The sequence below is a fragment of the Cupriavidus gilardii genome (assembly GCF_013347325.1).
GTDB classification, from domain to species: Bacteria; Pseudomonadota; Gammaproteobacteria; order Burkholderiales; family Burkholderiaceae; genus Cupriavidus; species Cupriavidus gilardii.
On record NZ_CP054626.1, the window covers coordinates 1,483,160 to 1,501,756 of the forward strand.

The 18,597-nt window shown below is 64.7% G+C and carries 13 protein-coding genes and 2 pseudogenes; 8 read left to right on the forward strand and 7 right to left on the reverse strand.

What is annotated here, in order from left to right:
• Positions 1-18: 18 nt before the first annotated feature.
• A pseudogene (locus FOB47_RS17060) lies at positions 19-909 on the reverse strand (LysR substrate-binding domain-containing protein); the annotation flags it as partial.
• A gap of 35 nt (positions 910-944) precedes the next feature.
• Here FOB47_RS17060 and FOB47_RS17065 point away from each other — a divergent pair.
• Positions 945-2,534, forward strand: coding sequence for an amidase (locus FOB47_RS17065; protein ID WP_244959449.1), 1,590 nt, complete (start codon positions 945-947; stop codon positions 2,532-2,534).
• A 54-nt stretch (positions 2,535-2,588) separates the two neighbouring features.
• Here FOB47_RS17065 and FOB47_RS17070 read toward each other — a convergent pair whose 3' ends face one another.
• The 4 genes and pseudogenes from FOB47_RS17070 to FOB47_RS17085 all read right to left on the reverse strand — a co-directional run bounded on the left by FOB47_RS17070 (position 2,589) and on the right by FOB47_RS17085 (position 6,321).
• Entirely contained in the window at positions 2,589-3,884 is a 1,296-nt protein-coding gene (locus FOB47_RS17070) for an MFS transporter (protein ID WP_174781632.1), read from the reverse strand.
• 152 nt (positions 3,885-4,036) lie between these two features.
• On the reverse strand, positions 4,037-4,723 hold the full coding sequence (locus FOB47_RS17075; protein ID WP_174781633.1) for a TetR/AcrR family transcriptional regulator: 687 nt from the start codon (positions 4,721-4,723) through the stop codon (positions 4,037-4,039).
• Positions 4,724-4,860: 137 nt separating this feature from the next.
• Entirely contained in the window at positions 4,861-5,340 is a 480-nt protein-coding gene (locus tag FOB47_RS17080) for a GNAT family N-acetyltransferase (RefSeq protein WP_174781634.1), read from the reverse strand.
• 103 nt (positions 5,341-5,443) lie between these two features.
• Positions 5,444-6,321 (reverse strand): annotated as a pseudogene (locus FOB47_RS17085) (alpha/beta fold hydrolase).
• 128 nt (positions 6,322-6,449) lie between these two features.
• Here FOB47_RS17085 and FOB47_RS17090 point away from each other — a divergent pair.
• Positions 6,450-7,415, forward strand: coding sequence for an AraC family transcriptional regulator (locus FOB47_RS17090; RefSeq protein WP_174782472.1), 966 nt, complete (start codon positions 6,450-6,452; stop codon positions 7,413-7,415).
• 306 nt (positions 7,416-7,721) lie between these two features.
• Here the strand turns inward: FOB47_RS17090 and FOB47_RS17095 are convergent, their stop codons facing one another.
• Complete coding sequence (locus FOB47_RS17095; RefSeq protein ID WP_174781635.1) at positions 7,722-8,312, reverse strand: hypothetical protein; 591 nt, start codon at positions 8,310-8,312, stop codon at positions 7,722-7,724.
• A gap of 362 nt (positions 8,313-8,674) precedes the next feature.
• Here FOB47_RS17095 and FOB47_RS17100 point away from each other — a divergent pair, with 362 nt between their 5' ends.
• From FOB47_RS17100 to FOB47_RS17110, 3 genes are read left to right on the forward strand one after another with little or no spacing between them, the layout of a single operon-like run.
• Positions 8,675-10,705 (forward strand): hypothetical protein, encoded by a 2,031-nt coding sequence (locus FOB47_RS17100; protein WP_174781636.1) that lies wholly within the window; start codon positions 8,675-8,677, stop codon positions 10,703-10,705.
• A 3-nt stretch (positions 10,706-10,708) separates the two neighbouring features.
• Complete coding sequence (locus tag FOB47_RS17105; RefSeq protein WP_174781637.1) at positions 10,709-11,689, forward strand: ATP-binding protein; 981 nt, start codon at positions 10,709-10,711, stop codon at positions 11,687-11,689.
• Between the two features lie 2 nt (positions 11,690-11,691).
• Positions 11,692-13,116, forward strand: coding sequence for a TniQ family protein (locus FOB47_RS17110; RefSeq protein WP_174781638.1), 1,425 nt, complete (start codon positions 11,692-11,694; stop codon positions 13,114-13,116).
• A gap of 1,128 nt (positions 13,117-14,244) precedes the next feature.
• Here FOB47_RS17110 and FOB47_RS17115 read toward each other — a convergent pair.
• On the reverse strand, positions 14,245-15,804 hold the full coding sequence (locus FOB47_RS17115) for a sensor domain-containing diguanylate cyclase (protein WP_244959450.1): 1,560 nt from the start codon (positions 15,802-15,804) through the stop codon (positions 14,245-14,247).
• Positions 15,805-16,171: 367 nt separating this feature from the next.
• On the opposite strand from FOB47_RS17115, the gene FOB47_RS17120 reads away from it, so the two are divergent.
• From FOB47_RS17120 to FOB47_RS17130, 3 genes are all read left to right on the forward strand, one after another.
• Positions 16,172-16,429: a hypothetical protein gene (locus tag FOB47_RS17120; protein WP_149320281.1), complete on the forward strand. Its 258-nt coding sequence runs from the start codon at positions 16,172-16,174 to the stop codon at positions 16,427-16,429.
• A gap of 304 nt (positions 16,430-16,733) precedes the next feature.
• Positions 16,734-16,973 carry an AbrB/MazE/SpoVT family DNA-binding domain-containing protein gene (locus FOB47_RS17125; protein WP_116359809.1) on the forward strand — a complete coding sequence of 80 codons (240 nt, stop codon included), beginning with the start codon at positions 16,734-16,736 and terminating at the stop codon, positions 16,971-16,973.
• A 1,031-nt stretch (positions 16,974-18,004) separates the two neighbouring features.
• Positions 18,005-18,544: a hypothetical protein gene (locus FOB47_RS17130; protein ID WP_174781639.1), complete on the forward strand. Its 540-nt coding sequence runs from the start codon at positions 18,005-18,007 to the stop codon at positions 18,542-18,544.
• Positions 18,545-18,597 lie beyond the last annotated feature (53 nt).

Genomic DNA, 18,597 nt, shown 5'->3' on the forward strand with positions numbered 1-18,597 from the left:
GTTGGCGCGCTTCTCGTCGAGGCAGACAAAGTAGTACGACTTCGGCGACAGATAGCTGGTGTCCGACAGCCGGATCAGGCGGCCGGCCCGCAGGTCGTCGCCCGCGACGAATTCCGGCAGCAGCGCGATGCCCATGCCGCTGACCGCGGCCTGCAGGCCCATGGTCAGCAGGCCATAGCGCGGACCGTCTCCCGGCCTGGCCACCTTGGCGCCGATCTGTGCGAGATACGCCGGCCACGCGTCCAGCGCGGTATGTTGATGGAGCAGGGGCAGCTGCCGCAGCGCCTGCGCCAGCGAGCCACCGCGTGGCCGCCGCTCAGGCGCGCACACCGGGAACAGCTCCAGCGGCATGACTTCGACGCCGAAATGGCCGGGCGGCGGCCCGCCGCAGTACATGATGGCGGCGTCCAGACCGCTGTGGGGCAGGTCGACGGGCCCGACCTTGGTCGTGATGTTCAGCTGGATCTGCGGATGCTGCTTGGCAAACTGCAGCATGCGCGGCAGCAGCCAGATGTTGCCCAGCGAGACCGGCACTGACAGATCGAGCCGCCCGCCGGACCCGCGGCCGGTGAGCACTTCCAGCGTGGCTTCCTCGAGCAGATTCAGTACCTGCGTGACGCGCTTCAGGTATTCGGCGCCGGTCGCGGTCGCGACGACGCCACCCTTGCGCCGGTCGAGCAGCCGCACGCCAAGGAAGTTCTCCAGCTCCGTCAGCTGCTTGCTGACCGCGCTCTGCGTCAGGCACAGCTCGTCGGCGGCCTCGGTCACGCTTCCCTTGCGCGCGGTGGCTTCCAGGGCGACCAGATTGGCAAGGGCGGGCAGATTGCGGCTGGTGGTGCTTTTCATCGCGACATCCTCGGGGCGGGCGGCGGCTTTCGGTGCCATGGCGGCAAGCCGGGGCTGCGCCATTGTCGTTCATGTATTCCGTGAAGGAAACCAACACGATGTCCGATCGTTCTGCGGATGAAAGGGCCGCAACCGCCGATCCGGCGGCCGTCAGCGAGATGGCGCCGGTATCCGATGTCTTCGAATTGCCGATCGCGGAACTGGCACGCCGCATGGACGCCGGCACGCTGACCGCCGAACAGCTGATGGCGGGCCACCTTGCACGCATCGAGGCGTTCGACCGCGCCGGCCCGTCGATCAATGCGATCAGCCGCCTGCATCCCGACGCGCTGCGCGAGGCGGCCCGGCTGGACCGCGAACGCCAGCGGCACGGGGCGAGGAGTCCGCTGCATGGCATTCCGATGGTGGTCAAGGACAACATCGACACCACGGGATTGCCCACCACGGCCGGCTGCGCGGCATTGCACGACGCGCTGCCCGCAAGCGACGCGCCGGTGGTGGCCCGGTTGCGCGCCGCCGGCGCGATCGTGCTCGGCAAGGCCAATATGTCGGAGCTTGCCGCCTCCAATGGACGCTTCGGCTACAGCTCGGCCAACGGCCTGACCTTGAATCCATACCGGCTGTCCCGCAACGCCAGCGGCTCCAGCAGCGGCACGGGCGCCGCGGTCGCGGCCGGCTTCGCGGTGTTTGGACTGGGCACCGATTCGTTCGGGTCGGTACGCGGGCCGGCCTGTGTGCATGCGCTGGTCGGTTTCCGTCCGACTCATGGGCTGCTGGAGTCGGACGGCGTGCTTCCTCTGGCGCAGTCCTTCGATACGGTGGGACCGCTGACCCGCAGCGTCGACGACGCGGCGCTGGTGCTGGCGGCGTTGGCCCCGCAGGCGGGATTTGGCCGCACGGACGACCGGCTTGCCGGCCGGCGGCTCGGTATCGTGATGGACTTCAACGGCACCAACGACGAGATCGACGCGCTGTTTTCGCAAGCATGCGTGGATCTCGTGGCCGCCGGCGCGTCCATCGTGCCGGTCGCGCTGCCGGCCGATGCACGGCACCTGTACGAGCGTGTGCTGGGCGATATCGCGCGAAGCGAATGGGCGGTGCAGCTCGACCGCTATCTGGGGGCGATGCCATCGCCTTGTCCGCGCGATACGGCGGCGCTGCTGGCGCGGATCGATGCGCTGGAGGGCGATGCACAAGGTGGCGATGCGCAAGGTGGCGATGCGCAAGGTGGCGATACGTCGAGGGCCGGCGGGCGATTCGCCGATGCGTCGCGACGCTCACCGAACCCGGTGACGATCGCCGCGCTGCGCCATGCCCTGGCAACGCGCAACGAACCGCCACGCCGCGGCCTGTCCGCGGCCCGCGCGTTCGGCGCCGCGCTTGCTGGCCTGATGCAGTCCAATGGCTGCGCCGCGCTGGTGTTTCCCACATTGGCCTGCCCGGCCTCGCCGCGCTTCGATCGCGACGATCCGACCTACCGCTGCCGCGCCTCCAATCCGCTGGCGGCAATGCACATGGCCAGCGCGGCTGGCTTTCCCGAGATCAGTGTGCCAATGGGCTGGACCGAGGCCGGCGTTCCGGCCGGGCTGTCGCTGCTGGGCCGTGCCGGCGACGACCGCCTGCTGCTCGGCATCGCGCGCGATTACGAGGCGGCGACGCGGCATCGCCGGCCGCCGGGCTTGGGGTAGCAAGACACGCTTGCTCCGGTCAACGCCCCCGAAGCGGCGGCAGGATGCTGTCCATCAGGCTTGCGCAGGAGCCGGCACCACCGCCGGCCGCGGACCGCGGGCCATCATCGCCATCACCGCCGCGACCAGGCACATCGCGCCCGCGGCATACAGCGCCGGCGTATAGGTCAGCAGCAGCGTGCGCGTCATGCCCGCGCCATAGGCGGCAACGGCCGCACCCACCTGGTGGGCGGCAAACACCCAGCCAAACACCATCGCCGCACGCTCCTTGCCGAACGCGCTGCCCGCCAGCTTGACGGTGGGCGGCACCGTCGCGATCCAGTCCAGGCCGTAGAACATCGCGAACACGGACAGGCCGACCAGCGTGAAGGTGGAGTGGGGCAGCCAGAACAGCGACAGCCCGCGCAGCGCGTAGTACCAGAACAGCAGCTTGCGGTTGTCATAACGGTCCGACAGCCAGCCGGACAGGATCGTGCCGACGAAGTCGAACGCGCCCATCATCGCGAGCGCGGAAGCGGCGGGCACCGGCGCCATGCCAAAGTCGCCGCACAGGGCGATGAAATGCGTCTGGATCAGGCCATTGGTGCTCAGGCCGCAGATGAAGAACGTTCCGGCCAGGACCCAGAACGTGCGATCGCGGATCGCTTCCCGCAATACCAGGAACGGGCCGGACCAACGCATTGGTGCGGCGGGCGCTGCCGCGACCGAGGTGCCGGGCGCCTCGCCGAACGGCAGCAGCCCGACGTCGGACGGGCGATTGCGCATCAGCGCGGCCACCAGCACCGCCAGCAGCGCGCACGCGAGCAATACCGGCAACATAGCGGTGCGCCAGCTGACATGCTCGATCAGCCAGGCGGCCAACGGCAGGAAGGCGAGTTGGCCGGTCGCCGCGCTCGCGGTCAGGATGCCGATCACAAGCCCTCGCCGCTGGCTGAACCAGCGATTGGCAATGACCGCGCCCAGCACCAGCGCCGTCATGCCAGAGCCGGCGCCCAGCATCAGGCCCCATGCGATGAACAGCTGCCACAGCGTGGTGGCCACCATGCCGAACCCCATGCCGCCGGCGATCAAGGCCAGGGCCATAAATACGATGCGGCGCACGCCATAGCGGTCGATCAGCATGGCGGCGAAGGGCGCCATCAGTCCGAACAGCGCAAAGCGAATGGCCAGCACGGTCGAAATCCTGTCAGTGTTCCAGCCGTGTTCGTTCGACAGCGGCACCAGCAATGCCCCCGGCAGTCCGAGCGCCGCCGCGGTGGTCAGCATGACAAGGAAGCCCAGTGCGGCAACGATCCAGGCGTAGTGGATGCCGCGCCGTTCGAGGCGGCGCGCAAGCAGTTCAGCAAACATGTTCGAGGTCGGAGAAGGGAGGGTGGATTCGACGGTGGATACGCGCTGCTCGGACAAAACAGGCAAAAAGGGGCCCGCGTTCCCGACAATGGGGAACGAAAGGACATGGCAAATCGAATGAGGCCCCACGCGCGACAGCGAGCGGCGACCGGTCAGTCTTCGGGTGCCGCCGGGCGGGAGGTTCGCTTCTTGCCTCGGGTCGTGGTCTTGGCGGTGTCAGCGGCGTTGCGGGAGGGCGGTCGGTTTTCCCCCGCGACGGGCCGGGTCAGCGCGGCAAGCGTCGCGGAAAGAATTTGCTCGGACAGCGGCGCGCCCTGCGTGGCGCGGGCCAGCATCACGGCCCCCATCATCATCGCCATCTCGGCCAGCGCCCTGTCACGCCGCGTATCGTCCGGGCCCGGCAGCGTGCGCTCCCACTGCGCGATCAACCCTTCGAGGCCGTCGATATAGGACTGGCGAACCGGCTTGTCCGCGTTTTCGCGCGCGACGTCGGCCGCAAGCGCCACGCCGGCGCATCCCGCCCCAGGCGCATCGCGATGCCGCTCCGACAGATAGGGCACGACCACCGCGGCGCGCGCCGCATCGGCGTCCCCGGGATGGGCGTCGATGCGTTGCCGCCATCGCTCCAGCGCCTCGGCAAACGCGCGATCGCAGGCCGTGGCGGCCAGCGCGTCCTTGGACGCGAAATGGCTGTAGAAACCGCCGTGGGTCAAGCCGGCGGCTCCCATCACATCGGCCACGCTGATGCCCGTCAAACCGCGCTCGCGGAACAGGCGCGACGACGCCTGCTCGATGGCTTCACGGTTCTGGCCGGCTTTTTCGCGGGAGGATCGCGGCATGATGCTTCTCTATGCTGAGTCGATGGACAGCATATTAGATGATGGGTGTCATGTATTCAAGGGGCGGCATCGGGACAATCCGTCCGCATGCATGACGGCGTGCAGGGCAGGGACGTCACGGTTTGACTTGATTGTCTCTATTGGCGAGCCAGGTCACGCGACGTCGCCAGCAGCATCTGGGGCCGCTGGCGCAACGGTTCTCCGTCCAGTGGAGCCGCGACGGTACCGATCCGTTGCGCCCCGCAGGCGAGATAGAACGGTTCGGCATACGGCTCCGCATCGATGGACAGATGGTTGACGCCGTGACCGGCAGCCAGCGCCGCCGCATGCCGCAGCAGGGCTCGCCCAACACCACGCCGCATGTAATCCGGTGCGACCCAAAGATGCTCGAGCGCCCATGTCACGGCGTCCGTCGGAAGCACCGAATGGAATCCGGCGATCGATCCGTCGATTTCCGCAACGTAGGTCAACGATTGCGCGACATAGGAGCCCGTGATTGTCAGGTCCTCGCGCCATGCTTGAAGCTGGGCCTGGGTATATGGCCAATGCGCCTTGGCTTTGTTGGCGATTTCAGTCAGCAAGGGCGCCTCGCATTCGAGGCCGCGTCGGATCTTCATCGGTAGTGCTTCGTGCAAAAGCCGTATTCTGCTGCATCACCAAGGATTGGATCGCCACGTTCGTTGCTTCGCTTAAATTCCGGACTTCCCCCACCGGCGGAGTCTAGCGATTGGCCGAGGAGACGAAGTTCTCCAGATCGCGGTTGAATCGCTGCGGCTCTTCGAGGAAGGGCGCATGGCCGGAATTGTCGTACAGGCTCACTCGAACACGCGGGTTGAGCGCCCGGGCGCGTGCAATGGTCGGTTGGGCATGACCAGAGCGTCCCTGGCCCCGTACAACAGCAGTGTCGGCACCCGCGCCTTCGGCAGCCCTTCGGCGGCGGCCACCGTCATCGACGGCGTTGCCCGTGTCATGGTCCACGAAGCCATTGCCGCATTGGCCAGCAATCGCTCCATCGTTGGCGCATCCGGTTGCGTGTGAAAGCACAGCCGCAGGAAGGTGCGCACAGCGTCCTGATGCGTTCGCAGATCGTTGGAGGCGAGGCCGGCATACACGTCGGGATGTGGCGTAATCTGCTGCGCGTTCAGTTCGATCACGCCATCCACATACACCGCACCAGCAATGGCCGCGTCTCCATAAGCGGCAAGGTAATTCGAGATGACGACCCCGCCCAAAGACCATCCCACCAGTACTGGGCGTTTGACTCCGCTTGCCTCCAGCACCGCGGCCAGATCATCGGCATAGCGGCGCCCGTCGTGGTAGGCCGCTGCGTCCTCGGGTTTCCCGGAGAGTCCATGGCCGCGCAGGTCGTAGGTAATCATGCGGAAACGCTGGAGGTCCGGACTGCTGGTCTGCTTTTCCCAGTTGATCCGGCTGCCCAGCAGCCCATGGATAAAGACGATTGCGGGCCCGTCTGGATTGCCCGATTCCTGCACCGCCAGTTGGACACCGTCCGGTGCGGTCACGGTGAAATGCCGTTCGGTAGCGACTGCTGCCCAGGACACGCTTGCCAGCGCGACGGCCAGCAATGGCCAGCGCATGACACAAAAAAAAGAAAAGCGCCTCACAAGTTCGCTCCAAAGAGGGTAGGGACGCCAGTCTAGTTAGGGGATTCGGGATGATCTATGATCGATGGTTTCAATATATTGATCATTCGTCCTGTTTTTTTATGTCCGCGCCTATTGCCGTAAGCGGCGACCTGATCGATGAACTGCTGCTCGGAATGCGCCTGTCCAGCGTCCAGTTCCGCAGGATCGTCGTGGGACCGTCCAAGGGCGTCGGCTTTGCCAACCCGGTCGGGCGAGGGCAGTTTCACTTCGTCGGCCGAGGCCCGGCATGGCTACGTAGTCCGGATGGACAAATGCACGCGCTCGGTACGGGCGACGCCTTGCTGATTCCGCGGGGAGGGCACCATGCCATGCTGTCCGCGTCGGACACGGCGCCCCAGGACGTCGCGACATTCGACCCGGCTCTTTCAGACCCAGCAGGTGCGCACCGGGGAAACCGGGCAGACGAGGTGTGGCCATCGTCCGGCGCCGTGATCTTCAGCGGCTGTATGGATTTGGACCTCGGCGGCATGCAACCGCTGATTGCGGCGATGCCGGAAGTGATGCGAGTCGATACGCTCCTGCAATGCGCTCCGGAAATCGAGCCAATGCTCGCCGCAATGGAGCGGGAGTCCATGGTGGAGCGAGCGGGCCACGCCGTCATCATGGCGCGCCTGGCAGAGGTCGTGGCCGCCCTGATCGTTCGCGGCTGGGTCGCAAGCGGGTGCGGCGGTGCATCCGGCTGGATAGGCGCGCTGCGTGATCCTCGACTCAGCATGGCAATCGTGGCCATGCACCGGCAACCGGATCGAGACTGGACGGTCGCGCAGTTGGCGAAGGAAGCGAGCAGTTCGCGCTCGGTCTTTGCCCGCAGGTTCCTGCTGGCCACCGGCGTATCGCCGTTGCGCTACCTGACCGAGCTGAGGATGCGTCTTGCCGTTCGCAAGCTCGGTCGCGAAGGGCAGTCAGTGGAAGAGGTGGCAAGTCAGTTGGGATACGGATCGCTGGCCGCGTTCAGTCGCGCATTCAAGCGAACTGTGGGCGTGTCGCCCGGTGCATGCCGGACGGCATGCACGGAGCGCCGATAACGCTCCCGCATCAGCACCGTGGCGCCGGCAGCGTGATGGCGGCATGGGCCGCCGCCATGATCACGAAGGCGAGGACAGAATGACCGCCTGAAGCGACCCCGTTGTTTTGCGTAATTTTGTTACTCACGCACTGACGGCGTGACGCTGCTTGTCGCTTGCCTAGTAACAAATTTAGTTGAACAAACTTTGCAGAAAATTGTTACTCCGTTGAACGGTTCAACTTAAAGTGTTCTTTGGATGTACGGCGGCCATGTTACGTCTTCAGTCTGTCAGGTAGCGTGCGAAGGGGCCTGTCTCCCCGGCAGGTTATTCGTCTGCCAGTTTAAACGTGCCGTCGCCCCTCGCAATAATGCGTTCTGACCTGATCAGCGACGCCAGTCCTTCCAGAACATCGGCTACTTCCATCTCGAGCAGCTTGGCGATTTGGACCGCGTGCAACTTCTTGACGCTTGCACTGACGAGGTCGAGAATCTGGCCTTCGGGCCCCGACTCATAAGGTAGCCAGCTCAGCCGGCGGTGCTTGTCTGCGGTCCTGTCAATCTCAGGTTCCCGCTCTCTTTGCCGTGCAAGAAGTCGGTTCCGCATTTGCTCGTCTTCTTCGGCACTGGCGCGCTGTCTCTCGCGCTCTGCCGCAAGCCGCTGCGGACCTTGGGCAATAAAGGCGTCCATCACCTCGATCGGTCCCTTTCGGAAAGGCACTCCTCGAAATGCGCCGTGCTCATATAGCAGCTGTCGCAACCGTTCACATCGATACGATTCGCTCTCGCAGACGTCGGGTAGGTATTGCGCCTGTTGCTCCGCCGGTATGTCACGGTAGTAACGGCCACCAATCATGACGTAGCGCTCGATGAGGCGGAGCAACAGCTCTTCTCTGCTTAGTTCGTCGGGGTTTCCCATTGCCGCTCACAATGAAAAGAGGGCTGGTTCATCGAGTTAAAAATCGTAACAAATCTGTGCAGAGATCGAGCGGGTAGGCGATGAACTGTGCGTATCCGCCCGGCACGACGCTCGCTTGCTGGTGTCCTGGGGAAGTTTGCCAGCCTCGCGCGACTGTCGGGAAGAGGACCGCAGCGACGGTCGGCAGACGGGGCGGGAAAGGCTGTAGCAAGTTCACTACGGACTTCTCCTGCGAGACGCGCCGAGCCTGACTGCGTGTCAGCCCTGGCCCCATGCGTCGCTTGCATTCTCGTGCAAGCCTTCTATCGTTCAAACGTTTTCCTAGGCAATGTCGCCCGTCCTGCCAAGTCGAGGACCGGTTCATGGATCCAGGCAACGATGAACATTACGGCGGCGGGCGAGTCGTTCGTGGCCAACGCGTCGACACGTCGGGTTGGCCAACGCCAGACGAGGGCGCGCTCGACGATCCGCGGCGCGCCTTGTACTTTTCCAGAAAACACGCGGTCCAGCTTTATCTTTCCGGCGCCGACGCCCACACCATCAAGCGTCTGACCTCGTTCAGCGACAAGCAAGTTTATCGTTTGATTTCCGAGCGTTGTCTTCAGGCGCATCCCGATGGCCGGCCGTATGGGTGGCGTGGCTTGGTGCCGTGGCTAAGAGTACGGCCATACCGCCGCCGCACGAAAATCCGTGTCGATCGGTTCGGCGGCGGGGCAGCCGGAGCACTGCAAGCCACGCTGGATGCGCACCCGGAACTGCGCCTGTCGTTCGAATCTCGAATCCGCTCCAGCCCATCGTCCAAACGGCTATCCGAGGCCAGGCGATCGCCCCGACGGCATTGGCTGTGGTTTCTTGACCAACTGCGCGAGCGCGGCTATGAGGCGCGCGGCGACTGGCCGTTCAATACATCGACTCGCGCTTACTTTACGATCTGTCGCTTCGTTGAACAGGTGCTGTCCTCAGATCCGAAATCGCTCGCGGCCAGCATCGGGGGAGCCGATCTGGTGCGCAAGCTCAAGGCCGGCGATGGGTCCGGCCGGCCCGCCCTGCGGTTCATGCAGCGGGTCGAAATGGACGCGCACAAACTGGACGGTCGTTTCTGCGTGTCGCTGCCGCTCGCCGGCGGGGGCTTCACGGAGAAGATCGTGCACCGGCTCTGGGTGATTGTGATTCTCGAGGTGGTCTCGCGCGCGGTGGTTGGCTACTACTTCAGCACCGGGCGAGAAGTCTCCAAAGACGATGTCCTGCGGACGATCAAGACCGGACTGAGCCGGCCGAAGCTGCGTCCCGTGACCTTTTCCGACACTGCTTACTTGCCTGGCGCAGGGCTGCTTGGCTCGCTCGGCGAGGAGTTCGTGGGACTGTGTTGGGATGAGACCAGCGTCGACGGTGCGCTGGCGGAAACCTGCCAGCACGTTCGCGCTGCGCTCCAACAGGCCGTGGGTTCGACCCTGCTGGAGCCGCGCAATTCGTTCGCGGCACGACGAAGCAAAGACGATCGCCCGTTCATTGAGTCGTTTTTCCGCAACCTCGCCGGACGTGGCTTTCAGCGCTTGACCAACACGACCGGGGCGAAGCCGCAAGATCGGCAGGGCCGTGAGCCAGACGGCGTGGCGCTGGCCAGCCGCTTCCAATACGAATATGCCGAAGAGCTGTTGGGCGTGCTGATCGCCAACTATAACGCTACCCCTCACCGCGGCATTGGCAACCGGACGCCCTTGCAGTATGCGGCCTTCCTGCATCGGCATGGCGGCGAGACGTGGCGCCGGGTGGATGCCGCCGCCATGCAAGGCTTGTTTAGCGTGAGAAGGCGCTGTGTAGTCAGGGGCGGCGCGGCGGTGGGGCGGGCACCGTACGTGAACTTCCATTATGGCCGCTACAGCAACGAGGTACTGCACAACCGGCAGGATCTGGTGGGCACCGAGATCTGGGTGATTTGCCATGAAGAGGACGATTGCCGCGTTGCGCTGGCCTCAACGCTCGATGGTGTCCCGTTGGGGGTGCTGCGCGCAGCGCCGCCATGGCACTTATCGCCGCATAGCCTGGCGGTACGCGCGGCCATCTGCCGCGCTTGTGCCAGAGGCCAGTTTGCGATTTCCCCCGGCGGCGATGCGATCGAAGCCTTCATCCAGTACGTCGAGATGCAGCCGCACAAGAAGCTCCCGGTTCATCCGGCGTACCTGGAAGCCAGGCGCGTCCTGGCGGCGGCCTCCCAGCTTTCCATTGGTGCCGTGATGCTCGATGCCGCGCTGGAGCGCGGTCGCGGCGGGTCATCCCGAGGTGGGCAGGCGACCGAGGTCGCGCCGGCCGTGACACGGGCTGACACAACCGGTGACCCGGGCACGGATCGGAAGGGTGAGCTTCCCCCGCGGCGCATGGCGCGAACGGAGTAGAACGTGTCGTTCTCGCTGCCTGAGCGCATCGATCCGCGTCACTGCATTGTGACCAAGCAGTATGCGGTCTACACGCCGCCGATGCATGCCATGATCGAGCAGATGGGCGAATGGATCGATCAGCAGCGCCCGGGCGGCTATATCTATGGTGCGTCGCGGCTCGGCAAGTCGCGTTGCGTGCAGTGGTATGTCGGCAAGGTGCTGGAGGAGCGATTTAGCGCCGTCGTGCCTCTGGTGGTATGGAGCCGACGCCCCGACAGTCATTCCAACGAAGCGGCGTTCTGGCATCAGATTCTGATGGCGTCGCACTTCGAGTTCGTCAACCCGGCCAAGGTGCCCAAGCGGGTCGAGGCGGCCTATCTCTGTCGGCAACGCTTCATTGCCATCGCCAACAATGCGTGTCGCAACTATGTCGTCTTGTTGATTGACGAAGCGCAGGATTTGACGCTGCGCGAGTGGAAGTGGCTGGTGGGCCTGCAGAACGATCTCGATTACGACGGTTACCTGCTCAGCGTCTTCTCGGTCGGCACGCATCAGTTGAACTATCGCCATGAATACATGGCCAGCACCGGCAACGCGCACGTGGCCGCCCGCTTCATGGCAGCCCATGCGCGCTTTCACGGTCTGCGCTCGGTGCAGGAGGTCGAGTATGTGCTGAACGGCTATGACGTCGACTCCGAATGGCCAGTCGACAGCGGGGTGCCGTTTCTGGCGTATTTTGCGCCAGAGGACTTTGCCCGCGGGCGCCGGCTGGCCGGCAGCGCCAAGCTTCTCTGGAACGCCCTGGTCGAGTTGTCACCGCAGCAGGCGCGACGGCGGCATGAGTTTCCGATGCAACACGTTGCCAAGGCGACCGAGAGCGTGCTGTTCCAACTGGCCCGCGGCATGGACTGGGACGAGGCGACCTGCTACGAGAATTGGCTCAGAGAATTGGCCAAGACCAACTTCTCTGACCACATGAGAATCATCGCCGCGGGCAGTTAGAAGTGGCGGGCTATCCCTCGGTCAACTGGTGGCCACACAATCTGCGCCCCTACGAGTCGGCGCTGTCGTTCGTCGCCAGGTTTTGTGCGCTCAATGGCGTCCCCGTGCGGGCCGGCACCGCGTTCTTGGGCGTCGAGCCGCGCCATCTGGGGTCCGCCTCCGATGATGACGTCGCGCGGGTGTCTTCGCTCGTGCGCGAGGACCCGGCTCGGTTGGCCGATGTCCTCCAGCACGCGCTCGATTTTCGTCAGTGCGGCACCTATGCGCCCCCTGCGGCTTACAGTCAGGGGCCGAGCGTCCGGTATTGCGCAGCCTGTGCGCAACAGGGCTATCACAGTTACCTGCATGAGGTGCCCTGGCTAACCAAGTGCCCCATCCATCTGACGGCGCTGACCACCGTACCGGCCAACCGGACTGGGAACATAGGCGAGCGCCGCCTGGGGGCGTTCAAGCGCCTGATGCAGGGGCATTGCGCCGCTTGGCCGCACTTCGCCCCGAACGGATTTCCGACGCGCGAGCCCGGGGCGCTGCTGACCTTGGCAGCGTGGGTGCACGACGCGTGCGACGCTTCCAAGCGGATGCAGGCAGGCGAGCTGTGGCGGTCCGAGGCAGGGACGCATCGTGGCGCAGTCACGATGACGCAGGCCCTTGGCCAGCTGCATACGCTTGCCCCCCTGCCCACCGAGCTCGAGCCACTGCTTGCCGACCGCGGTGGCGCGTGGGTCGTCCATCAGGCGCGCTTTCCGCGCGCAGTCAGTCGCGAGCTGGCGCGTCTTGGCGAGCGTGGCTTGCGGTTTGACTCTTTGTTTGCGTTCTACAAGGACAGCGGCGATACGTCCGAAGGCTCGCCAGCGTGGTACTGCCAGGCCGTTCAGCAGCAGATCCGGCAGCGCCATGGCACCTGCGGGTGTCGGTGGGCGCGCGTCAAAGCCGGGTTCGGCGAGGTCTGTTGGATCCAGATCCCTCCTGATGAGTTGGGCGAAGCATCACGGCAGTGTCCGTTTGAAGTGGCACTGCAGGACCTGGAGCTGGACTGGGGAAGCCGGGGCAGGGCGCTGCCGTCGCGGCTCGCGCAGCAAGAGATGTATCGCTTTTTGAAGGAATCGCACGCGATGCGCGATGCTGGCCTGCTCTCCTATAAGGAGGGAGCGCAGGTGTCCCCGGACGGTTATCTTTACCTCATGCAACGGGTATGGCCCTGCTGCGAATGGATTTGGGACTCTCCTTTGCTTGAACTGTTCCGGACTGCCGCGCGTTGGGAGATCGACAGCGAGCATCGCGCCATCACGCGCTGGTTGGACGATATTGAAGCCGGCAGCCCCCCTTCCCACCGACAGGATCCCCTCTACTGTGTGCGCTTGCGCAGTGATGAGCAGGGAGCGTCGCTTCTGCATTGGCGGTCGGCCGACCACCGGGCTCGAGGGTGAGGGCCGGCGCTGGCGGGCCGGGCGCACGAGGGACCGCCGGCGGCCGCCAACAGTCTACGGTCAAATCCCAGCCCGAAATCAGGGCACCGGCCGGGCCGGCAGCTATCAGTTGGGCGTCGTGGTCGCGTTCCGCGGATGATCTGGGACAGCCGGCCATAGCGAGTAGGCTGGTGCGGCCAGGGATGAAGCGCACCGATCGGCTGGCGATACGGTGGGCGACAAAAAGCCCACCTGTGACGGCAGGCGGGCTAAAACGGTGGACGCGGGGGTGCCTTGCCGCGCCGTTCCAGCTGGAGGGCACTGGCGGCAGCGCGGTCGCGGCGCGCGATCTGCACCGCTACGCGTGAGGCCGGGCTGGCGAGGCGGTGCCCTGTTTCAATCAGCCCACCATACAAACCACAAGCGCGCGTCGCCTCAGCCATCGAATAGTGATGGCCATCAATCAACGCAAGGCGCACTTGGTCGCCATAGCGTATGCGCGAGCCATCCACGGGTTTCATGCATCGATTGTATAGCAGCCTGGAAGAGGAGCCGCTGTGCCCGCAGCCATCATGGCCGGCGTCTGCTCGGTGAATGGGGCTGGGCAGACGCCGTTTGATGGCCAGAGGTCTGCCGTTCCTGGCCCACGGCCGGGCCGAAATCCACTTCACCGTGGCGGTTTTCAGGTGTGATGCCAGCGATCAGAGCCTCTACGTCATACGCATCCCTGGCCGCTTCCGCGATCTCGGCCGGGCGCCGGAGCGAGGCGCCCTTGCCCGACTTCCGTATTTTTGTTCGCATCCGATGCGCTCCCGACATTGCCAGCCCGTCGATACTATACCGTGGCCGCCGTTGTGAAACCGGACAAGGCGCTGTGGCCGTCAGCGGCGATCCCGGCCTCGCGCTATAGCGCACGAGCCACGAAGTGGACTCGGCAAGGGGGTACGCCACTGGGCCTGGCGTCGGTATCCGTGCCCGTCTGCCGAAGCGGTCGGCGACTCTCGGGGCGCCGCAATGCGGCATGCGGGGTTCGTGTTGACGACCTATCCAGGTGCCATCTGGCGAAACCAGGCGCCGGCTCAGCGCCAGAATTTGTCGCGAGCTGCAGGCGCCGTTGAAATGGTGCGAATCCTTGTGTGCGGCCGCCCATCATGCTGGTGAATCGACCGCGCGCAGGCTCAACACGCGGTTGCGGCCGGCGCGCTTGGCCCGGTACAACGCCTCGTCGGCTGCACGAAAGAACGCCCGCAGGTCCGGATAGACGGGCGATGCGCCCCCGTTGCCTTCGGTCACCACGCCGACGCTGACGCTGATTCGGCCAAAGGGGCTTCCTGCGTTCTCTACGCCGAGCGCAAGGACCGACGCCCGCACGGCTTCGGCGATGGCCGCAGCGCGCGCCGCGTCGGTGCCGGGCAGCAACACGGCAAACTCTTCCCCGCCATAGCGGCCCGCGTAGTCGCCCGCACGGCGCAACTGCTGGCGAACGCATTTGCCCACGGCGGCGAGCGCATCATCGCCAGCCACATGGCCGTAGCGGTCGTTGAACTGCTTGAAATAGTCCACGTCGATCATCAACAGCGACAGTGGCTGCAGCTCGCGCCGGCTGCGGCGCCATTCGCGGTCGGCAATTTCATCCAGGGCGCGGCGGCTGCCCAGCCCGGTCAAGCCGTCGGTGTCCGCCAGCCAGCGCAGGTGCGCTTCGACCGCGAGGCGTCGCCGCCATTGCCGGGCCAGCGAGAGGGCCAGTGTCATGATGGCCAGGTTCATCGCCATCACCAGCCCGGCAAACCACCAGGCTCGCGTGCGCCAGACGGCCAGCACGTCGTCCATGGCGCGCCCGACCACAATCGTCAGCGGAAAGCCGTCCACCTGCCGGAAGCTGTACAGGCGGCGTATGCCGTCGACGGCGCCCGCCGCAATCAAGTTGCCATGCGGTTCACGAAGCATCGGCGCAAACGCCGGCGTGGTCGGTACCGTGCGCCCGATCAGGCTGGCATCCAGGGGCCGGCGCATGAGGATGGTGCCGTCATGGCGCATCAACGCCAGCGCGCCGCCTTCGCCCAGGGCCACGCCAGCGAACAGCTTGCGGAAGTACTCCAGCCGCAGCGTGCTGGCCACGATGCCCGCGAACTGGCCATCGGGGCCGGGCACGCGCAGACTCAGTGCGATTGAGGTCGGGCTGTCCGGCACCAAGCGGGGCTGGAACGGCCGGCTCAAGTAGACCGCGGATCGAGCCAAGTCGCGTTGCGCTGTGAAGTAGTCGCGATCGGCCAGGTTCACCGCGCGCGGCGGCCAGTGCCGGGAATCCAGGATCAGGCGCCCCTGCGCGTCGGCCACCAGCAACGCACCGATGTCCTCTGTCTCGTTGAACGCGCCGAACAGCACACGCTGGCGCAGCGGTGGCGACAACGCCATGACGGCGGGATTGCGCATGGCATCGAGGGCATGACGCATCGACGCCTCGTGCAGCTGGAGGTTGCGCGCGATGCCGCGCTCCAGAGTCAGCGCGAGGTTGGCCGATGCCTCCCGGGCGCTGGCGAGCGCGTCCCGGCGCATCTGCAGCAGGGCGGTGGCTGTCAGCGCCGTGATCGCGGCCACCAGCATCAAGGCAAGCGGGACCATCAACGCGGCCGGAGAAAAGCGGGCAGCCGTGATCGGCTGCGGCGGCAAGGAAGCAGTCTGGGCATCTGCGGTTGGGGGGGCTGTCATGGGAGTCGCGGGCCAGTTGCCGATTTGCTGCACCGCGCCGATGGCCCGCAAACCAACGGTAGCCAGCCAGGACGTTGACCGCCCGCGCTGGCTAGGTAGCGCTCGAGCAGGGCGATGCGAGCATGCAAGCACCACAGCACGCTGTTCGCACGCGCCACACAAATGCGGCCAGGGCGCCAGCGTTGCCTGAATAGACGACGGCGTTGTGCGGCCGCCTGCGTATGCAGCAGGAGCAGAGTTGCCTCAAGTCGGGCCCGATTCATCGCGCGGGACAGTGTGGTTTTTCCAACGCGGATTATGTACCGTCTGTGGCACTTTATGGCGGCTGGGCTCTACAATCGCTGCCGTGCCCACTTTCAGGTGTGCGATGACCGACCGAGCCGACGACCCGTTGATTGCCGCCCTCTACCGTGTACCAGAAGGCTGGATGGTGGCGGAAGTACAAGGCAGCCGGGTCATGCAACTGGGACCGTTGCCGACCGAACCGATGCCGACCGATCTGATCGCGGCGATGTTTCCCGACGCCCCGGTGTTGCACCTGGAGCCAGCGCCGGCGCCGTTGGAGGACGCCGTGCTGCTGCAGCACCTGACAGCACACTCAGGCCCCTTTTCGGACCGGCGCTAGCGCGCCGTGTTCACCGGACGATCGATTTCGCCGGATTCCCAACCCGGCGTAGCGCCCGCTTCGGCGGGCGTCTTTTTCCAGGCATTTTTTGCCGCGGCCGCCAACCGTGATTGTTAGATACAAATAAGTCACAGTTCCTCGGAGACTTGCCTCCAGGCTGCCGGCCTCGTCAACTGTCGGCGGGCATAATGGCGTGCACCGCCGGGTTCCTGGCTTTATGCCAGCCAAGCCGTGCACGGCCGCGCCCTGTTTGTGCGCAGCGCTAAGCCCGGTCGCTTGCAACGTGACGACCGTCGGAGGAAAAATGGCCATCACGAGAGCCTTCAAGTATGGCGACGCGTTCGCGGTTTGTATTCCGGCCGCGCTTGCATACGAGGATACGGATATCGAACTGGAGATCGAGCGCATCGGCGACGAATTGCGGATCCGACCTGCACGGCGCTCGCTTGCCGGTGTCGTGCAGAAGTTCGCCAGTTTTTCCCCTGACGGATTGCCATACGAACGCGACGACCAGGAGCAGGCCGATCGCCAAGCCCCGTCATGACGGCCTTGAGCTGGCGCAAAAAAAAGCGCGAGCTTTCTGGGAGCGTCGCGCCAATGTCCGCATTGGGGTGCGGGCGGGGGAATTCTGCCATCGAATGGAGCCGTCAGCAATCCTGGTGGGCGCTGCAGTCCGTGAGCCCACGGGCTTGGCCAAAGACCCAGTCGACAAGTGCGCCAAAGGGCCAGTCGGCATTCTTATTTTGCCCTCGGTCGCGCCGCATGCGGACACGCAATGCGATCATCTGGCTCGAGCGGCAAGATCTGCTTGCACGCTCCGCCGTCGAACACGAAATCGGTCGGTTGCATTCTCCCTGGTGCGCCACTGCTTGAGTCGGGCCGCAGGCGTTGGCAAGATACGCGGCCTGTGCAACGGATAGTTGCAAGGCGGACAAGCGTGCCTCGATCGCCTGCTCTTGGACGCGGCCGAGCCCGAACCGGGAATCCGCCCGGGGCAGTTGTGGTCGATCAGCAGCTGACCGTTCTCGAGTCATGGTGACAAAGACCGGCGTGCTGGGCTGCGGGTTTCATTCTTCATCCGTCGCTCTTGTCGACGGGCTGCACGTCGAGTTCAGCCATGAAGCCGAATGAGTCGAGATATAGCCGGTAGAACTGGACGAATTGACGCTTTGCGCTTGCCACCAGCTCAGTGTTATCGGACTCCCCGGTAAGCCACGAAAAATCATATCGAAAGGGACCGGCGGCCACCATCCATTACAAGATCGAAGACAAGCATGGAGCTGTAGAAGCCATTGGCATGACACGAGCCTTGGTTACAACAGTCATGGTTAGCATACCGTGACAACGTTGATCGATAATCGGCGGGCGCAATTGCTACGCCAGGAGGGCGTATTCCATACGCACAATGGCCATCCCTCCTTGCCGGGTGTCTGGCCAGAATCTCACAAATGGCGTTCACAGATGCGCCATGACAATTGCTTGATCTAGCCCAACATGGCGCCTTCCTGATGCCGCTACGCTTGACCTGGTAGCCGGTTCTGCCAGATGGATGGCAGACAGATACGGGAGTTTTCCATGCGTGTGCCCCCACTTCTTGCGTGCCTGATTTGCGCGGGTATTCTTGCATCTGCGTCGACGATGGCCGCGCCGCCGGAATCGATTGCGCCCAGAGGTGTTCCAGCAATCCGCCATGTGAACGGCATCGACTATGTGTCAGGAGGAATTGGGGTGGAAGAAATGTCCGCCATGCGCGCCATCGCGGGACGCTTCAATGTCCACATGCAGTTCGTCAACGAGGTAGACGGTTCCAGCTTGGCGGACGTGACGGTGACCTTGTTCAACGCACGGCGAGAGATCGTGCTGCTTGTATTGAGCGAGGGTCCGCTTCTGTACCTCCAGCTGCCACAGGGAGATTACCGTGCTTTAGTGCGATCCGGCGGCGCCATCGATTGCAGGAGCGTGCAGGTACGCGCCGATGGCCGCGGTCCTTCGTTGCTGCTTCGTCTCCCTGGCGAGAGTGCCAGCGAGATCCTGTCACGCGCTCCAGAGCGTCTTAGTGTTCATTCAGTGCAACACAATGACGGGCATGGCTGCCAACAGCTGGCAAAGAAGTAGGACTCACACTGTGATACGGATCAGTCAATCCGCGACCAGGGTACCAAAATCGG

What these genes read in the sequence shown, in the direction of transcription:
- FOB47_RS17075 (WP_174781633.1), bottom strand. Translation starts at nt 4,723, where the DNA reads ATGCCGCGATCCTCCCGCGAAAAAGCCGGCCAGAACCGTGAAGCCATC.
- FOB47_RS17095 (WP_174781635.1), bottom strand. Translation starts at nt 8,312, where the DNA reads ATGGGAAACCCCGACGAACTAAGCAGAGAAGAGCTGTTGCTCCGCCTC.
- FOB47_RS17090 (WP_174782472.1), top strand. Translation starts at nt 6,450, where the DNA reads ATGTCCGCGCCTATTGCCGTAAGCGGCGACCTGATCGATGAACTGCTG.
- FOB47_RS17100 (WP_174781636.1), top strand. Translation starts at nt 8,675, where the DNA reads ATGGATCCAGGCAACGATGAACATTACGGCGGCGGGCGAGTCGTTCGT.
- FOB47_RS17115 (WP_244959450.1), bottom strand. Translation starts at nt 15,804, where the DNA reads ATGACAGCCCCCCCAACCGCAGATGCCCAGACTGCTTCCTTGCCGCCG.
- FOB47_RS17070 (WP_174781632.1), bottom strand. Translation starts at nt 3,884, where the DNA reads ATGTTTGCTGAACTGCTTGCGCGCCGCCTCGAACGGCGCGGCATCCAC.
- FOB47_RS17125 (WP_116359809.1), top strand. Translation starts at nt 16,734, where the DNA reads ATGGCCATCACGAGAGCCTTCAAGTATGGCGACGCGTTCGCGGTTTGT.
- FOB47_RS17080 (WP_174781634.1), bottom strand. Translation starts at nt 5,340, where the DNA reads ATGAAGATCCGACGCGGCCTCGAATGCGAGGCGCCCTTGCTGACTGAA.
- FOB47_RS17130 (WP_174781639.1), top strand. Translation starts at nt 18,005, where the DNA reads ATGCGTGTGCCCCCACTTCTTGCGTGCCTGATTTGCGCGGGTATTCTT.
- FOB47_RS17065 (WP_244959449.1), top strand. Translation starts at nt 945, where the DNA reads ATGTCCGATCGTTCTGCGGATGAAAGGGCCGCAACCGCCGATCCGGCG.
- FOB47_RS17120 (WP_149320281.1), top strand. Translation starts at nt 16,172, where the DNA reads ATGACCGACCGAGCCGACGACCCGTTGATTGCCGCCCTCTACCGTGTA.